At 69.3% G+C, this 1,883-nt stretch carries 2 protein-coding genes; both read left to right on the top strand.

Going from position 1 to position 1,883, the window contains the following annotated elements:
* Positions 1 to 408 (top strand): phosphopantetheine-binding protein (locus ACWGIH_RS43430; protein WP_453691782.1); only part of this gene is annotated, 408 nt, incomplete at its 5' end.
* Positions 408 to 1,883 (top strand): condensation domain-containing protein (locus tag ACWGIH_RS43425; protein ID WP_453452834.1); only part of this gene is annotated, 1,476 nt, incomplete at its 3' end. The genes ACWGIH_RS43430 and ACWGIH_RS43425, both read left to right, overlap by 1 nt.

Here is a 1,883-nt window from a genome sequence, read left to right as displayed (position 1 = left end):
GAGCGCCTGCCGGAGTTCATGGTCCCGGCAGCGGTCGTGTTCTTGGAGGCGCTGCCTCTGACGGCGAACGGCAAGTTGGACCGGCGTGCGTTGCCCGCCCCCGACTACGCGGCGGCCGTGGCCTTCCGTGCGCCGCGCACGGAACGTGAACGTGCCCTGTGCGAGATCTTCGCCGAGGTGCTGGGCGTGGAGAAGGTCGGCATCGACGACAGCTTCTTCGATCTCGGCGGCCATTCCCTGCTCGCCACCCGCCTCATCAGCCGCATCCGCACCCGCCTCGGCGTGGAGCTGCCCCTGCGAGCCCTCTTCGAAGCACCGAACGTGGCCACGTTGACCGAACAGCTGGGAACCGCGCAGAAGTCGCAGCGGCCCGCACTGCGGCGCATGCCGCGCCCCAAGGAGAACTGATGATTCCTCTGTCCTTTTCCCAGCGTCGGCTCTGGTTCCTCAACCGCCTCGACGGCACCGCGGCCGCCACGTACAACCTGCCCATCACCCTGCGGCTGACGGGCACGCTGGACCGTGTCGCGCTCGCCGCCGCGCTGCGGGACGTCATGGAGCGTCACGAGTCGCTGCGCACGGTCTTCCCCGAGGGCCCCGACGGCACCCCTTACCAGCACATCCTCGACACGGATCAGGCCTGGGCGGGCATGGACTGCGTGTCGACGGGAGACCGCAAGGGCCACGGCGACGGCAAGGGTGAGCTCGATGCGGCCGCGTCGGCGTTCCGGGGCGAGGGCTTCGACGTCACGGTCGACGCTCCCATGAGGGCACGCCTTTTCGTGCTGAGCGAGGTCGAGCACGTCCTGGTGGTGGTGCTGCACCACATCGCCGGCGACGGCTGGTCGATGGCGCCGCTGGCGCGGGACGTCGCCGAGGCGTACGAGGCGCGGGTCGGCGGTGGCGCCCCGAAGTGGGAGCCGCTGCCGGTGCAGTACGCCGACTACGCGATGTGGCAGCGGGAACTCCTCGGCGACGAGAACGACCCGAACAGCCTGGTTAGCCATCAAGTCGCTTACTGGCGCGCTGCCTTGACCGGTATGCCGGAGCAGCTGGAGCTGCCCGTGGACCGCGCCCGCCCCGCCGTCGCGACCTACCGGGGCGACAACGTTGAGTTCACGCTCGACGCCGCCGTGCACCGCGGTCTCGCCGCTCTGGCGGGGGAGTCGGGCGCGAGTGTGTTCATGGTGGTGCAGGCCGCGTTCGCGACGCTGCTTTCGCGTATGGGTGCGGGTACGGACATCCCGATCGGCACACCGGTGGCCGGGCGCACGGACGAAGCCCTGGACGACCTGGTCGGCTTCTTCATCAACACGCTGGTGCTCCGGACGGATCTCTCGGGCAACCCGACGTTCCGTCAGTTGGTCGACCGCGTCCGGGAGGTGGACCTCGGGGCCTTCAGCAACCAGGACGTGCCCTTCGAGCACCTCGTCGAGGTGATCAACCCGGCCCGTTCCATGTCGCGCCACCCGCTCTTCCAGGTGGCGCTCGCGTTCCAGAACCAGAGCAGGCCCGATCTCCAGCTGCCCGGCGTCGCCCTGAGCGTCGAGCCGAACGACAGCGACGCCGCGAAGTTTGACCTGTCGCTCGGTCTTTCCGAGCTGTTTGACGGTGACGGTGTGCCGGCGGGGCTTGAGGGCGGTTTCGAGTTCGCCACGGATTTGTTTGACCGGGTGACGGTCGAGGAGATCGTCGAGCGCTTCCGGCGGCTGCTGTCCGCCGTGGTCGCCGACCCCGACCAGCCTGTCGGGGAACTGGAGATCCTTGCCGGTGCGGAACGCGCGAACTTGCTGTCCGGTTGGCAGGGGGAGCGGGTCGAGGTTCCGTGGGTGTCGTTGCCGGTGGCGTTTGAGGGGCAGGTGGCGCGGACGCCTGAGGCGACG

The sequence above is a fragment of the Streptomyces sp. NPDC054872 genome, assembly GCF_053610705.1.
This window is presented reverse-complemented; position numbering and strand designations above follow the sequence as displayed.